Source organism: Streptomyces sp. NPDC001889 (assembly GCF_053594535.1).
The window spans coordinates 116339-130487 of the sequence record NZ_JBSFER010000021.1 but is presented as its reverse complement, the minus strand read 5'-3'; the positions used below and the strand labels follow the sequence as shown (position 1 = coordinate 130487).

The following is a 14149-nucleotide window of genomic DNA, read 5'->3' as shown; positions in this document are numbered from 1 at the left end:
AGGGTTGTACGGGACGGCTAGCCGATCGGATGCGCGCGTGCGTAGGAGAGGAAGGCGTCCCAGACGGGGACGGGGAGGTCGAGCCGCCCGTCGTCCGGCTGCTTGGAGTCGCGCACGTGGACGAGGGCGGGGCAGGCGGCGACCTCGACGCACTCGCCGCCCGCACCGCTGCTGTGACTGGACTTGTGCCAGGTGAGAGCGACTTCCAGGCAGGCGCCGCCTGATCCACCGCTGTAGCTGCTCTTGACCCAGTGGAGGTGCTCGCTGTTCATGGTGCTCCCAGCAACTTCTCAATAAGGGACAGGGATTCATCGGTCCGAAGGGCCCGTGATCGCATAATCCCATAACGCTCGCTGAAGATGCGCACCTCTTCCTGGTCGGTGATCAGCTTGGGATAGCCCTGAGCTTCGATATAGGCCACCTGCCGTCGACCCTTGGGAGTCAGCAGAATGAACGCGCCCTCAAGGCAGGGGTGATCTTCACAGCTATCGGGCATCACCTGAAACTCGACGTTGCGCATTTGACCTGCTTCGAGCAACCTCCGCAGTTGTTTCCGGTGTACGGTCCTGCCGCCGACAGGCCTTCGCAAGACCGCTTCCTCGACCACGTAGCTGAGAGTGGGAGCGGGCCACTTGTCCAGGATCACTTGCCGTGCCATGCGATCGGCGACGCGCTTCTCGATGATCTCCTCACTCAACAGGGGCCTCCAGTGCGTGAAGACTGCCCGTGCGTACTCCTCGGTCTGGAGCAGCCCTGGAATGGCCTGGACGCTGTAGTCATGGATGGCAAGAGCCTGCGCCTCCGCGTCAGCGAAGTCCCGAAACCAGTCCGGATGCCGCTTCCGCGCCTGCGCGAGCGCCTTCTCGACGTCGTCGACGGCGGCCTTGAGCAGCCCGCCGGCGTTGAGGGCGTCGTCCGCGCGGTTGAGGAAGTCGGGCTGGGTGGGCCCTACCCCGCGCTCGATGGAGGAGACGAGGTCCTCGCTGAAGCTGAGCGCTTTCCCGAGGTCCTTCTGACTCATCCCGGTCGCCGTGCGGAGAATCTTCACCTGCTGCCGGAGGGTGTTGAAGAGAAAGGCCGTCCCGTCCAGCTCGATGGGGAGTTCGGGCCGCCGCTCGCGCGCTGCGTCTGACATGTCCGTACCGCCTTTGTGTGCGTGCCTGTACGGGCACGGCCGAGGGCCCGTACAGCACACCGGAGGCACCCGTACCGATACCCAGCGTCGTGACATCACTGCTGTTCAGCAGTATGGGTACGGGGCCAAGCTCTGTGACATGAATCCCCGAACCCCCACCCGCACGGCTGAATTCACCCAGCGCTTCCCCGCCACGCGCAAGTGCGCTCAACTGGCGCGCCTGTTGGCCGTCCACGCGCTGGACGGCTGGGGCGTCCCCTGCGGTACGGACCCCTCGGACGCGGCGGCCCACATCGTGGCCGAACTGACGGCGAACGCGGTGACCCACGCCCGTCTCCCGGGCCGCGAGTTCGAACTCCGTCTGACCCTGACCCCGGACACCCTCCGCATCGAGGTCTCGGACGCCCGCGCCGAACGCGCGCCGGTCCCGCGAGACCCGTCCCCGGACGCGGAGTCGGGCCGGGGCCTCTTCCTGGTGGAGGCCCTGGCGTCCTCCTGGGGCACGAAGGACCGCGTGGTGGGCAAAACGGTCTGGGCTGACGTCTCCCTCAACCGGTGAGGTCCGCCGCGGCGAGGGAGGCCCGACGGACAGCCGGCTTTCGCCTGGCCATCCGCTGAAAGGTGATGCGGAGCGCCCCCTGCGCGATGTCCGGGGCCGGGCCCCCGAGCAGGGCGTCGTGCTCCCTCGCCGTGGCGGCATCGATCCGGAGCGATGCGTACGAGGGCCGGAGCCGCATGAGCGCGACGGCGGGGAACAGGACATCGATACGTGTCCCGTACCGGTCCGGGTCGTGGCTCCGCCGCCGCGGCAGCAGCACCGCGTGGCCCACCGAGTGCCGCCAGAGCTGGAATTGCCGATTCCACGGCATGACCTCCCGCGTCCCGCACGCCCCTCGGTGATCTATCCCTCACGCGCCCGCCTCACCGCCGCCTCCGAAGGATCGAGCCCCTCCCGCATCCGCTCGTCCACCGCCTCCCGCGCCTCGGGGCCGATCACCCCCGAGCTCTCCAGCGAGTCGTGCGCGCTGTCCTGGACGTCGTAAGCCGTGTCCTTCCAGGTCTGCTTCACCTCCTCGTGGGCCCGCTCGAAGGACTCCGGGCTGTAGTCCGGATTGTCGGTGGGCGACTGGGCGGCGATATCGGCCCAGCTCTTCCGCTTGACCTCGTCCTCGCTCAGGTGTGGGTTTCCGTTCAGCGAGTTGACGCCGATCTTCATCGTGTCCTTGACGTACCGCTCCTGCTCGGCGTAGGCGCCCGCCGAGAGGCCGATGCCCTGGGCGAAGCCGTTGCCCTTCTGCATCAGGCCGCGGACGCCGAACTCCCATCGGTCGCAGAATGTCCTGAACTGATCGGCCAGGCCCTCGTGGCCCATGTCCAGGCCGGACAGGGCCAGGTCCGCGAAGCCCCGGCCCGCCGTGGCCTCGCCGATCATGCCGAGGTCCTTCAGCTCCTGGTGGGCCGCGTTGATGCCCTTCGCGATCAGCGCCAGCGCCTCCGGCGGCGCGACCAGGTCCCCGTTGTCGCCGCTCATCCCGCTTCCTCCACTCCCTCCGGATCGACGGCCGCCGCGTCGGGCACGATCCCCGCCACCGGCGGGAACAGCATGCCCTCGCCGCTGCCCGCGTCCAGTGCCACCCCGGCGGGCACGGCCAGCGCCGGGACCATCGCGTCGAGCAGACGCGCGCCCAGGATCGTCCGGTACGTCCACTCCCGGCCGCCCTCGCCCCGGAGGGCCGCGAACCGGGCGAGCGCGCCCTCGTCCGAGAAGGCGCAGATCCAGCGGACCCCGCCCTGGTCGGCCGTCCACGGGCTGCCGTACGGATCGAACGGGACCAGTACCGCCGTACGCCGGAACTCGCCCAGCAGGACGGCGAACTCGCGCCGCCGCCGGGCCACCGGGTCCTCCTCCTCACCCGGAGCCGCCGCCTCCGGTACACCGGCTCCGGCCGGCTCGGGCGCCTCCGGAGCACCCGCCCCCGCCGGCTGCCGCGCACCGTCGAGATCCCTCAGCCGCGACCGCCGAGCGGCCCCCGGCTCCCGCTCCGGTTCCTTTTCCCCGCCCCCGTGGTTCGTCATACCCGTCATCGTGGCACGGCGGTTCCCCGGGAGCGGCACACCGGCCGAGGCGTACCGGAGGTTGACTCCTGTTACCGGGTACGGGCCGGTGGGCTGTCGGATGCAGCTCGTATGCTCGATTCATGACGGATCACAAGACCGCCCGCCCCACCGAGAACGCCATGCGCCGCGCCCTCAAGCGAGCCAGGGACGGGGTCGCCCTCGATGTCACCGAGGCCGCAGTGCTGCTCCAGGCGCGCGGAAGTGATCTGGACGACCTCTGTGCCTCCGCCGCGCGGGTGCGTGACGCGGGCCTGGAGGCCGCCGGCCGCCCCGGCGTCATCACCTACTCGAAGAGCGTCTTCATCCCCCTCACCCGCCTCTGCCGCGACAAGTGCCACTACTGCACCTTCGCCACCGTCCCCGGCAAGCTCCGCCGCGCGGGCCACGGCATGTTCATGTCTCCGGACGAGGTCCTGGCCATCGCCCGGCGCGGCGCCGGGATGGGCTGCAAGGAAGCCCTCATCACCCTCGGCGACAAGCCCGAGGACCGCTGGCCCGAGGCGCGCGAGTGGCTGGAGGCCGAGGGGTACGACGACACCATCGCGTACGTCCGCGCGATGTCGATCCGCATCCTGGAGGAGACCGGGCTGCTGCCCCATCTCAATCCCGGCGTGATGTCCTGGACCGACTTCCAGCGGCTCAAGCCCGTCGCCCCCTCCATGGGGATGATGCTGGAGACCACCGCCACCCGGCTGTGGAGCGAGCCCGGCGGCCCCCACTACGGCTCCCCCGACAAGGACCCCGCCGTCCGGCTGCGGGTGCTGGAGGACGCGGGGCGCAGCTCCGTGCCGTTCACCAGCGGGCTGCTGATCGGGATCGGCGAGACCCATGAGGAGCGGGCGGAGTCGCTCTTCGCGCTGCGCCGCGTCTCCCGGGCGTACCACGGCATCCAGGAGCTGATCCTCCAGAACTTCCGCGCCAAGCCGGACACCGCGATGCGCGGCATGCCCGACGCGGAGCTGGACGACCTGGTGGCGACCGTCGCCGTGGCCCGGCACATCATGGGCCCGTCCGCCTGCCTCCAGGCCCCGCCGAACCTGGTGGACGCGGAGTACGGACGGCTCATCGGCGCCGGGATCGACGACTGGGGCGGTGTCTCCCCGCTCACCCCCGACCATGTGAACCCCGAGCGCCCCTGGCCCCGGATCGACGAGCTGGCGGAGCACTCGGCCGGCTCCGGGTTCGCGCTGGCCGAGCGGCTCTGCGTCTACCCGGAGTTCGTCCAGCGCGGGGAGCCCTGGATGGACCCCCGGCTCATGCCCCATGTGCGGGCGCTCGCCGATCCCGTGACGGGGCTCGCGGTCTCCGGCGCCACGCCCGTCGGCCTGCCGTGGCAGGAGCCGGACGAGGGCTTCACCTCCACCGGGCGCACCGATCTGCACCGGACCATCGACACCGAGGGCCGCACCCACGACCGCCGTGACGACTTCGACGCGGTGTACGGGGACTGGGAGGCGCTGCGCGAGGCCGCGGCGCCCGGGATGGTGCCGCAGCGGATCGACACCGATGTCCGGCAGGCGCTGAAGCAGGCCGCCGACGACCCCACCCGCCTCACCGACGACGAGGCCCTCGCCCTTCTCCACGCCGACGGCCCCGCGCTGGACGCCCTGACCCGGATCGCGGACGAGCTGCGCAGGTCGGTCGTCGGCGACGAGGTGACGTACATCGTCACCCGCAACATCAACTTCACCAATGTCTGCTACACCGGCTGCCGTTTCTGCGCCTTCGCCCAGCGCCGCACGGACGCCGACGCCTTCACCCTCTCCCTGGACCAGGTCGCCGACCGGGCCGCCCAGGCGTGGGACGTCGGCGCGGTCGAGGTCTGCATGCAGGGCGGCATCCACCCCGATCTGCCCGGCACGGCGTACTTCGACATCGCGCGCGCGGTGAAGAAGCGCGTCCCGGACATGCATGTGCACGCCTTCTCGCCGATGGAGGTCGTCAACGGCGCCTCCCGGACCGGGATGTCCATCAAGGAGTGGCTGACGGAGGCCCGGGAGGCCGGCCTCGACTCGATGCCCGGCACCGCCGCCGAGATCCTCGACGACGAGGTCCGCTGGGTCCTCACCAAGGGCAAGCTGCCCGCCGCCGACTGGATCGAGGTCATCACCACCGCGCACCGGCTCGGCATCCGTTCCTCCTCCACCATGATGTACGGGCATGTGGACCAGCCCCGGCACTGGCTCGGCCATCTGCGGACGCTGGCCCGCATCCAGCGGGAGACGGGCGGGTTCACGGAGTTCGTGACCCTGCCGTTCATCCACACCAACGCACCCGTGTACCTCGCGGGGATCGCCCGCCCCGGCCCCACCGACCGGGAGAACCGCGCGGTCACGGCGATGGCACGGCTGCTGCTCCACCCCCACATCACCAATATCCAGACGAGCTGGGTGAAGCTGGGGGCCGAGGGCGCGGCGGAGATGCTGCGCTCCGGTGCCAACGATGTCGGCGGCACGCTGATGGAGGAGACGATCTCCCGGATGGCGGGCTCGCGCTACGGCTCGTACCGCTCGATCAAGGATCTGACGGCCATCGCCGAGCTGGCGGGCCGCCCGGCGCGGGCGCGGACGACGCTGTACGGGGAGGTGTCCGAGGAGCGGATGCGCGCGGCGCACGGGTCGGACGGGCATCTGCCGGAGCTGCTGCCGCTGGTGACGGAGTAACGGGGCGGGGCAGGGCGGGGGTCGCCCCCGGGCCGGGGCTCGCGCGCGGGGCGGGTCCGGGGTTGCGCGGGCGCCGGGCGCGGCCGTCACAATGACCTCCATGGGGTCCATGCAGGAGCTGCTGAGGCAGCGCAGACTCGACGGGTTCGTCGGCCGCCGGGCGGAACTGGCCCTTTTTCAGGACAACCTCGCGACGGCGCCCGACGACCCCGCCCACCGCTTCCTCTTCCACATCCACGGCAACGCGGGCGTCGGCAAGTCGTCGCTGGTCCGCCGGCTCGGGCACACCGCCCGTGAGCGGCGGGCGCTCACCGCGACCCTGGACGAGTCGGTCAACAGCGTGCCCGAGGCGCTGGAGACGATCTGCGCGCAGTTCGCCGGGCAGGGGGTCCGGCTCAAGGCGCTGGAGCGGATGCTGGACACCTACCGGCAGCGGCGGTACGAGGCGGAGTCGGCCGCTGCCGCCGCCGTGGACGCGGCCGGGGGCGGGGGTGCTCCCGGGGCCGTTCCCGCGCCCACCACCGGGTCGATGGTCGCCGCCCAGGCCGGGCTGATCGGGCTCGGTCTGGTCCCCGGCATCGGCGCGCTCGCCGGAGCGGTCGACCCCGCCCGGGTCGCGGCCGGGGCCGACGGGGTCCGCGCGGCGCTCAGCCGGCACCTCGGGCGGCAGGAGGACGTGACCCTGGTGCTCGACCCGGTGCGGGTCCTCACCCCCGTCCTCACCGCCGAACTGGAGCGGGTGGCCTCCGAGGCCCCCTGGATCGTTCTCTTCTTCGACACCTATGAACGGACCGGACCGTTTCTCGACCCCTGGTTACGGGATCTGACCACAACCGATCGTCTGGGGCTGCTTCCCGCTCAGACCGTGATCACCACGTCGGGCCAGCGCCCCGTCGACCCCCATGTCTGGGCCGACTGCGCCGACCTCGTCACCGAACTGCCGCTCGCCCCCTTCACCGAGTCCGAGGCCCGCACCCTCCTCGCGGCGAAAGACGTCGTGGACGAGGAGGTGGTACGCGATGTGCTCCGGCTCTCCGGACGGCTCCCGGTCCTCGTCTCCACCCTCGCCGAGAACGCCGGCCGCACCGGCGGCGTCACCGACCCCAGCGCCACCGCCGTCGAACGCTTCCTCAAATGGGAGAGCGACCCGCTGCGCCGCTCGGCCGCCCTCGACGGAGCGCTGCCGCGCCGGCTCAACGAGGACATCTTCCGCGCGGCGGCCCGCACCGACGAGACCCGGGAACTCTTCGGCTGGCTGCGGACCCTGCCGTTCGTCGGCGACCGGGGCGGGCGCGCCCAGTACCACGACGTCGTCCGCCGTCCCATGCTGCGGCTGACCCGCAACAGCTCCCCCGAACGCTGGAGCGCGGGGCACACCCGGCTCGCGGACGCCTTCGCCGCATGGGCCGGGGAGGCGGGGGAAGGGCTGCCGCCGGCCGAGCGCTGGGCCCAGGACGGCTGGCGCGCACTCCGCGTCGAAGAGCTGTACCACCGGCTCTGCGCCCGGCCGCGCACCGCCCTGCCCGCCGTGCTCCGCGACGGGATCGACGCCTGCGACGCCGGGTTGGTGCCCGCCCGGCAGTGGGCCCGGACCCTCGCCGACGCGGGCGAGGACACCGGGAACGACGCCCTCGGAGCCCTGGCCCGGGAGTGCCGGACCGCGCTGGAGGACGAGCGGCGCGGCGGGATCGACCTGCTCGGGATCATCCTCGGCCGGGACGAGCCGGGCATCCCCGACCGGGCCGCCGCGCTGACCGTGCGCGCCCGCGCCCACCGGCTGCTCGGCGACGCCGACGGCGCGCTGCGCGACTACCGCGCCGCGATCGCGCTCGACGAGGGGAACGGGCGGGCGCACGGCGGGCTGGGGGAGACCCAGCGGCTGCTGGGGCGGTACGAGGAGGCGCTCGCCGCGTTCGACCGGGCGCTGGAGATCGACCCGGCGGACTGCTGGTCGCTGTCCAGCCGGGCGCAGGCCAAACACGCGCTCGGGCGCGGCGCGGAGGCGCTCGCGGACCTGGACCGCTCACTGGAGATCAGGCCCCGGCACATCTGGGCGCTGGTGCGGCGGGCCCAGGTGCGGCGGGCGGCCGGGGACGCGGAGGGGGCCCTCGCCGATATCGGCCGGGCCCTGGAGACCGACCCGGGCAACGCCTGGATCGTCGGTGAGCACGGCGAGATCCTGCGCCGGATCGGCCGCTCGGAGGAGGCGGTGGCGCGGTACGACCGCGCCATTGAGCTGGACCCGGGGTACGCGTGGGCGTTCGGCAGCCGGGCCATGGCCAAGCACGGTCTCGGCCGGACCGGGGAGGCGCTGGCGGATCTGGGGCGGGCCCTGGAGATCCGGCCCGGGTACCTCTGGGCGCTGGTCCGGCGCGCGGAGATCCACCGGGAGACGGGGGACGCGGCGGCCGAGCTGGCCGACCTCGACCGGGTGGTGGAGCTGGCCCGCTCCCGCGAGTGGGCGCTCGCCCAGCGGGGGCACGCGCACCAGCTCGCCGGGCGGTACGAGGAGGCGCTCGCGGACTACGGCGCGGCGATCGACCACGCGCCGGAGTACGCGTACGCCCACCTCGGGCGGGCCCGCACCCATGAGCGGCTGCGGCGGTACGAGGAGGCGCTGCGGGACTACGACCGGGCGGACGAGCTGGCTCCGGGGGACGGGCTGACGGTCGGGGGGAGGGCGCAGGTGCTGCATGCGCTGGGGAGGCTGGGGGAGGCGCTGGGGGAGCTGGAGCGGGCGGGGGAGCTGAGGCCGGACGCGGCGTGGATCGCGGCGGAGCACGGGGCGGTGCTTCAGGATCTGGGGCGGGTCTCGGAGGCGGCCCCGCACTTCGCCCGGGCCCTGTCCCTCGACCCCGCCTACACCTGGCCCCACCACCGCCTCCCCACCTGACCACACCCCGGGCGCCCCGAACATTGCCACCCCGCCCGCCACCTGGGAACGGCCCCCGCGCCCCGGGCGGCCCGAGCAATCCCAGCTCTTCCAGGCACTCCCAGCCTGTCCAGGCACCCCCAGCCCGTCTGGGGGCACCTCCCAGAGGCAGCTCTGGGGGAGTTTGAGGACGGACCCTGTGCGACAGGTGCCCGCATCCCGCGGGCCACGGTCGGGGGCCAGCCCCCGAACCCCCGCTCCTCAATCGCCGGAGGGGCTGGGTTTCGTGCCTCGGCCCTCAGCGGGGCTGGATGTCGTGCCTCTGCTCTCAGGTGATGCTGAGCAACCTCAGCCCGTCTGGGGGCACCTCCCGGAGGCAGCTCTGGGGGAGTTTGCGGACGGACCTCGCGCCCCGGGCGCCCCGAGCAATCCCGGCTCGTCCAGGCACCCCCAGCCCGTCCGGCGATTGAGGATGGACCGTGCGCCACGGGCGCCCGCACCGTGCAAGATGCAGCCCGTCTGGGGGCACCTCCCGGAGGCAGCTCTGGGGGAGTTCGCGGACGGACCTCGCGCCCCGGGTGCCCCGAGCAATCCCGGCTCGTCCAGGCACTCCCAGCCCGTCCGGCGTTTGAGGACGGACCGTGCAAGATGCAGCCCGTCTGGGGGCACCTCCCGGAGGCAGCTCTGGGGAGTTCGCGGACGGACCCCGCCCGGCAGGCGGCCCGGGCAAACCCAGCCCGCCCGGCGATTGAGGGCGGACCCTGGGGCACAGGGCCCCGCACCGCAGGGCCCCGCACCCCCCAGCCCCCCACCCCCTCCCACATGAGCCGATAAGCTGCTCGCCGTCATCGCCCCCACCAGGGGCCCGCAAGCGCCCCGAGGAGACACCCGCCCGATGGCCCGTCAGATATCCGCCGGCGCCTTGGTCACAGGCCTCACCTCCGCCGCCCTCGTGGGCGTCCTCCTCCTCGCGGTCCAGGCCGGCCAGTCCGACCCGCAGAACGCCGCCACCCGCAAGCCCGCGGCCTCCCCCTCCGCCTCCGCCTCGGCCCCCGCCGGCACACCCAGGACCGCGCCCAAGCCCCCTCCCGTCCCCGAGGACTCGGGCCGGGGCCAGCGGCTGGTGTACTCCCTGGGCAAGGACCGGGTCTGGCTCGTCGACCGCATGGGCGAGGCCCTCGCCACCTTCACCGTCTGGCCGGGCACTGTGGAGCCCGCCGTCGGCAGCCACCAGGTCACCCACCGGGAGCCCACGGCCACCGGCACCGACGGCGTCTCCATCGAGAACGCCGTCTTCTTCGCCGCCTCCGCCGACGGCGTCAACATCGCCTTCTCCGCCGCCGTCGACGGCTCCTCCCCGAAGCCCGTCCCCGGCAAGCAGATCGGCGCGATCCGGGTCCGCACCGACGACGGCAGAGCCATCTGGGACTTCGCGGTGGAGGGCAGCACGATCTTCGTCGTGCGCTGACCCCCGCGCCGGGCTCCCCCCGTTCGATTACAGTGCTGCCCCGGCAGGGGTTCGCACCAGGTACCACGTCCAGGGAGGGGCGCGCGGTGAGCGCAGCAGCCACAGCCGTCTGGGGTCGTGCCGAGCAGCAGGACTTCCGGGCCCGGGTGCGCGGCGCACTGCTCGGCGGGGCCATCGGTGACGCGCTCGGAGCGGGTGCCGCCGCCCTCACCCTGGAGGGGATACTCGCGGCCCACGGCCCCGACGGCATCACCGACCTCCGGCCGGCGCACGGCCGCAGAGGCGCCGTCACCGCCGCCACCCAGCTCACCCTGTTCACCGTCGACGGCCTGATCCGCGCCCAGGTCCGCCGCGACACCGGCGCCTGGCACCCGCCGACCGATGTCCACCGCGCCTATCTGCGCTGGGCCGCGACCCAGCGCGACTGGGGCCCGGACGAGCGCCGCAAGGACAACGGGTGGCTCGCCTGCGAGGAGTGGCTCTACACCCGCCGCGACCCGCCCCGGGCCTGCCTGCTCGGTCTCGGCGACGAGACGATGGGCACCCTGGAGTCCCCCAAGAACCCCACCGCCCGCGACAGCGGCGCCCTCGCCAGGTCCGCGCCGTTCGGGCTGCTCGTCGGCTGGGAGCCGCGACTGGTCTGCCAGCTCGCCCTGGAGTGCGCGGCCCAGACCCACGGCCACCCGGCCGCCGGTCTCTCGGCCGGCGCGCTCGCCGTCATCGTGCACGGACTGGCCCGGGGCGAGACCCTGGAGGCAGGGGTGCGCCGCGCCCTGGAGCTGGTGGGCTCCCGCCCCGGGCACCAGCCGGTCACGGACGGCCTGGAGGCCGCACTCGGTGCCGTGCGCGACGGTGTGCCCGGCGCCGAACGGGTCGCCGCGCTCGCCGGCGGGGACGGACACTCCGACGGCGCGCTCGCCGCCGCCGTCTACTGCGCGCTCGTCGGCGAGGACATCCGGCACGGCCTGCGTCTCGCGGTCAACCACGACGGCCCCTCGCACATCACCGGCGCCGTCACCGGCACCCTGCTGGGCGCGCTGCACGGCGAGACCGCGCTGCCGCCCGCCTGGCTCTCCGAGCTGGAGGGCCGCCCCACCCTGCTGGAGCTGGCCGACGACTTCGCGATGGAGATGACCCAGGGCCCGGCTCTGCACAGCCCCACCGCCGCCGCCCCCGGCTGGCTCGCCCGCTACCCCCGGGGCTGACGGGCTGACCACGGGCCTCAACCACCGCTGTCCACAGTCCCGTACGGCCTCCCCGGCGCTCGTCTAGCATCGCGTCCATGGATGCCACCGCCGCTCTCGCCGCCCGCCTCGCGTCCACGGCGGTCGCCCCCCTGATCCGCAGGCTCTTCGTCCCGACACCCCCCGGGGCGGCGCTGGTCGAGGAGCCGGTGCGGATAGCGGGCCTGATCTCCTTCCGGGGCGAGCGGCGCACCCTCGGCGCGAAGGAGCTGCGCGCGCTCGCCACGGAGCTGACCGCCCGCGCGGTCCAGTCGTACGGCCCCCATGAGGCCCCCACCGACGAGGTCCGCGCCGAGCTGGCCGACGCCCTCGCTCTCGCCCTCCACAGCCTGGGCGACCTCGACATGGACGACCTCCAGGCGGTACGCCTCGGTCCGGAGCGGCTCGCGGCGGCACTGACCCGCCCGGCCGGCCTCTCGGCCGCCGCCGACGCCCACTACCAGCCCCTGCTGACCACCGCCTGCCTCCACATCCTGAACTTCTTCACCCAGCGCTCCGGCTTCGTCGCCCGCACCCTGGTGGAACAGACCCGCACGCTCGACGCGCTGGCCGCCCGCACCGACCTCCTGATGGAGCGTCTCGGCTCCCGCCTCGCCGAGGACACCCGCTTCGAGCGGCGGTACTGCGAGCACATCACCCGCAAGCACGGCGAGCTGACGATCTACGGCCTCGATCTCGACCAGCGCGGGGAGTGGCGGCTCGACACCGCCTACATCTCCCTGCGGACCGCCCAGGAGGGCGAGTCGCTGTTCGTCCCGCTCTCCGCCGAGCGCGCCCTCGCAGGTCAGGGGCGGGTGCTGCTGCGCGGCGAGGCGGGCTCCGGCAAGACCACCCTGGTCCAGTGGCTCGCGGTGGCGACCGCCCGCCAGGACCTCGGCGAGCTGGGCGGGGATCTGGCCCATCTCATCGGCCGGGTCCCCTTCGTCCTCCCGCTCCGCCGGGTGATGCGGGACGGCCTGCCGCCCACCCCGGGGGAGTTCCTGTCCGCCGTCCGCAGCTCCGTCGCCGGGTCCCAGCCCGGCGGCTGGGCGGACCGGGTGCTCGGCGCCGGCCGGGGGCTGCTGCTGATCGACGGCATCGACGAGGTCTCCCCGCGCGACCGGGACACGGTCCGCTCCTGGCTGTGGGAGCTGATGGGAGACTTCCCCGGCAACCAGTGGGTGGTGACCTCGCGCCCCTCGGCCGTGGCACAGAACTGGCTCTCCCGCGAGGGCTTCACCGAGCTGACCCTCCACCCCATGTCCCACGACGACACGACCCACTTCATCCGCCGCTGGCACCGCGCCGCCGACACGGACCCCGCCCTGGCCACCGCCCTGCTCGACGCGATCCGCGCCAGCACCGCCCTCGGCCGCCTCGCGGTCAACCCGCTGATGTGCGGGCTGCTCTGCGCCCTCCACCGGGAGCGCCACGGCTTCCTTCCCCACGGCCGCAAGGACCTCTACGACGCGGCCCTGCGGATGCTCCTCGAACGCCGCGACGCGGAGCGGGGAGTGGCCTGCGACGAGGGCCTGAGGCTCTCGTCGGAGACCCAGATCCTGCTGCTCCAGAAGCTCGCCCACTGGATGATCCGCAACGACAGCGTGGAGATGGAGCGCGCCGACGCCCTCACCCAGCTCGGCCGGGCCCTGGAGTACATGCCCCATGTCGGCGCCCCGCCCGAGCGGGTCCTGCGCCATCTGCTGGTGCGTTCCGGGCTGCTCCGTGAACCGGCGCACGGCCGGGTCGACTTCGTCCACCGGACCTTCATGGACTATCTGGGCGCCAAGGCCCTGGTGGAGGAGGGCGACTTCCCGCTGCTGCTGAGGAACGCCACCCGCGACCAGTGGGAGGACGTGGTCCGGATGGCGGTCGCGCTCGGCCGCCCGGCGGAGCGGGAGCGGATTCTGCGGGGGCTGATCGAGGGGATCACCACGCGCGTCTCCGACGCCGGGGTCCACGGGGGGAGCCGTGACGCCACCACCTTCGGGGGGACGATCCGCCGTGCCCTCCTGGCGGCGACCTGTCTGGAGCACGCCACCGAGATCGCCCCGGGCACCCGGCGCGCGGTCCTGGACCGGGTCGAGCCGCTCGTCCCCCCGGCGAGCCTGGCGGAGGCGCACTTCCTGGCCGATACCGGCGGCCCCATGGCCCTCGGTCTGCTCCCGGGGCCCGACGGGCTGGACGAGAAGCAGGCCTACCGGGTGGTTGTCACGGCGTCCCGGGTCGGCACCGACGCGGCGCTCCCCGTCCTCGCCCGCTACCGCTCCCACCCCGCCCTCCGGGTCCGCCGCCAGCTCTCCTGGGCCTGGTACCACTTCGACACCCAGCGGTACGCGGACGAGGTGCTGGCCCATGTCGACGAGACGGACCTCTACTTCGCCGCCCACAACCCCGGCCATCTCAGGGCCCTGCGCGCCCTGGGCGGCCGGGCCAGGGTCCAGGTCGTCGGGGTGTACCGCCCCGGCGACCTGGTGGAGCACCTCGACCCGGAGCGGCTGACCCACCTCTGGCTCCGGAACGGCTTCCTCGGCGACGCCGAGTGGCTCCGCGCCTTCCCCCGCCTGCGCACCCTCGTCGTCCCGGAGCCCAGGCGGGAGAGGACCCCCGAGGTCCCGTCCCACATCACCGTCGAACTCGCCGAGGGGAAGCGCCGGATCTGAGCGCGGG

The 14149-nt window shown here is 73.4% G+C and carries 11 protein-coding genes; 6 read left to right on the top strand and 5 right to left on the bottom strand.

Annotated elements, in window-relative coordinates; all coding sequences use genetic code 11:
• Positions 1-17: 17 nt before the first annotated feature.
• Together ACWCRA_RS24670 and ACWCRA_RS24665 are read right to left on the bottom strand one after the other, a co-directional pair.
• Positions 18-272, bottom strand: coding sequence for a DUF397 domain-containing protein (locus ACWCRA_RS24670; protein WP_451068614.1), 255 nt, complete (start codon positions 270-272; stop codon positions 18-20).
• The gene (locus ACWCRA_RS24665; RefSeq protein ID WP_451068613.1) at positions 269-1135 is read right to left on the bottom strand and encodes a helix-turn-helix domain-containing protein; all 867 of its coding nucleotides are present in this window, start codon (positions 1133-1135) and stop codon (positions 269-271) included. Before ACWCRA_RS24665 ends, ACWCRA_RS24670 begins: the two co-directional genes overlap by 4 nt.
• 139 nt (positions 1136-1274) lie before the next feature.
• Here ACWCRA_RS24665 and ACWCRA_RS24660 point away from each other — a divergent pair, with 139 nt between their 5' ends.
• On the top strand, positions 1275-1694 hold the full coding sequence (locus tag ACWCRA_RS24660; RefSeq protein ID WP_451068612.1) for an ATP-binding protein: 420 nt from the start codon (positions 1275-1277) through the stop codon (positions 1692-1694).
• Here the strand turns inward: ACWCRA_RS24660 and ACWCRA_RS24655 are convergent.
• The 3 genes from ACWCRA_RS24655 to ACWCRA_RS24645 are packed head-to-tail and all read right to left on the bottom strand — an operon-like array spanning position 1684 to position 3211.
• Positions 1684-2004 (bottom strand): hypothetical protein, encoded by a 321-nt coding sequence (locus tag ACWCRA_RS24655; protein WP_451068611.1) that lies wholly within the window; start codon positions 2002-2004, stop codon positions 1684-1686. The two genes, ACWCRA_RS24660 and ACWCRA_RS24655, sit on opposite strands and share 11 nt — an antisense overlap.
• 32 nt (positions 2005-2036) lie before the next feature.
• Positions 2037-2666: a hypothetical protein gene (locus ACWCRA_RS24650; RefSeq protein WP_451068610.1), complete on the bottom strand. Its 630-nt coding sequence runs from the start codon at positions 2664-2666 to the stop codon at positions 2037-2039.
• Positions 2663-3211 carry an SseB family protein gene (locus ACWCRA_RS24645; protein ID WP_351546753.1) on the bottom strand — a complete coding sequence of 183 codons (549 nt, stop codon included), beginning with the start codon at positions 3209-3211 and terminating at the stop codon, positions 2663-2665. Before ACWCRA_RS24645 ends, ACWCRA_RS24650 begins: the two co-directional genes overlap by 4 nt.
• A 122-nt stretch (positions 3212-3333) precedes the next feature.
• On the opposite strand from ACWCRA_RS24645, the gene ACWCRA_RS24640 reads away from it, so the two are divergent.
• From ACWCRA_RS24640 to ACWCRA_RS24620, 5 genes are all read left to right on the top strand, one after another.
• Complete coding sequence (locus ACWCRA_RS24640; protein WP_451068609.1) at positions 3334-5916, top strand: bifunctional FO biosynthesis protein CofGH; 2583 nt, start codon at positions 3334-3336, stop codon at positions 5914-5916.
• Positions 5917-6016: 100 nt separating this feature from the next.
• The gene (locus ACWCRA_RS24635) at positions 6017-8809 is read left to right on the top strand and encodes a tetratricopeptide repeat protein (RefSeq protein WP_451068608.1); all 2793 of its coding nucleotides are present in this window, start codon (positions 6017-6019) and stop codon (positions 8807-8809) included.
• Positions 8810-9683: 874 nt separating this feature from the next.
• Positions 9684-10256 carry a hypothetical protein gene (locus ACWCRA_RS24630; RefSeq protein ID WP_351546744.1) on the top strand — a complete coding sequence of 191 codons (573 nt, stop codon included), beginning with the start codon at positions 9684-9686 and terminating at the stop codon, positions 10254-10256.
• Positions 10257-10342: 86 nt separating this feature from the next.
• Positions 10343-11461, top strand: coding sequence for an ADP-ribosylglycohydrolase family protein (locus ACWCRA_RS24625; protein ID WP_351546741.1), 1119 nt, complete (start codon positions 10343-10345; stop codon positions 11459-11461).
• 77 nt (positions 11462-11538) lie between these two features.
• Positions 11539-14142 (top strand): NACHT domain-containing protein, encoded by a 2604-nt coding sequence (locus tag ACWCRA_RS24620; protein WP_451068607.1) that lies wholly within the window; start codon positions 11539-11541, stop codon positions 14140-14142.
• Positions 14143-14149 lie beyond the last annotated feature (7 nt).

Excerpts from the sequence above, each read along its gene's own strand:
- ACWCRA_RS24640 (WP_451068609.1), top strand. The coding sequence starts at position 3,334 with ATGACGGATCACAAGACCGCCCGCCCCACCGAGAACGCCATGCGCCGC.
- ACWCRA_RS24660 (WP_451068612.1), top strand. The coding sequence starts at position 1,275 with ATGAATCCCCGAACCCCCACCCGCACGGCTGAATTCACCCAGCGCTTC.
- ACWCRA_RS24670 (WP_451068614.1), bottom strand. The coding sequence starts at position 272 with ATGAACAGCGAGCACCTCCACTGGGTCAAGAGCAGCTACAGCGGTGGA.
- ACWCRA_RS24655 (WP_451068611.1), bottom strand. The coding sequence starts at position 2,004 with ATGCCGTGGAATCGGCAATTCCAGCTCTGGCGGCACTCGGTGGGCCAC.
- ACWCRA_RS24630 (WP_351546744.1), top strand. The coding sequence starts at position 9,684 with ATGGCCCGTCAGATATCCGCCGGCGCCTTGGTCACAGGCCTCACCTCC.
- ACWCRA_RS24665 (WP_451068613.1), bottom strand. The coding sequence starts at position 1,135 with ATGTCAGACGCAGCGCGCGAGCGGCGGCCCGAACTCCCCATCGAGCTG.
- ACWCRA_RS24645 (WP_351546753.1), bottom strand. The coding sequence starts at position 3,211 with ATGACGAACCACGGGGGCGGGGAAAAGGAACCGGAGCGGGAGCCGGGG.
- ACWCRA_RS24635 (WP_451068608.1), top strand. The coding sequence starts at position 6,017 with ATGGGGTCCATGCAGGAGCTGCTGAGGCAGCGCAGACTCGACGGGTTC.
- ACWCRA_RS24620 (WP_451068607.1), top strand. The coding sequence starts at position 11,539 with ATGGATGCCACCGCCGCTCTCGCCGCCCGCCTCGCGTCCACGGCGGTC.
- ACWCRA_RS24650 (WP_451068610.1), bottom strand. The coding sequence starts at position 2,666 with ATGAGCGGCGACAACGGGGACCTGGTCGCGCCGCCGGAGGCGCTGGCG.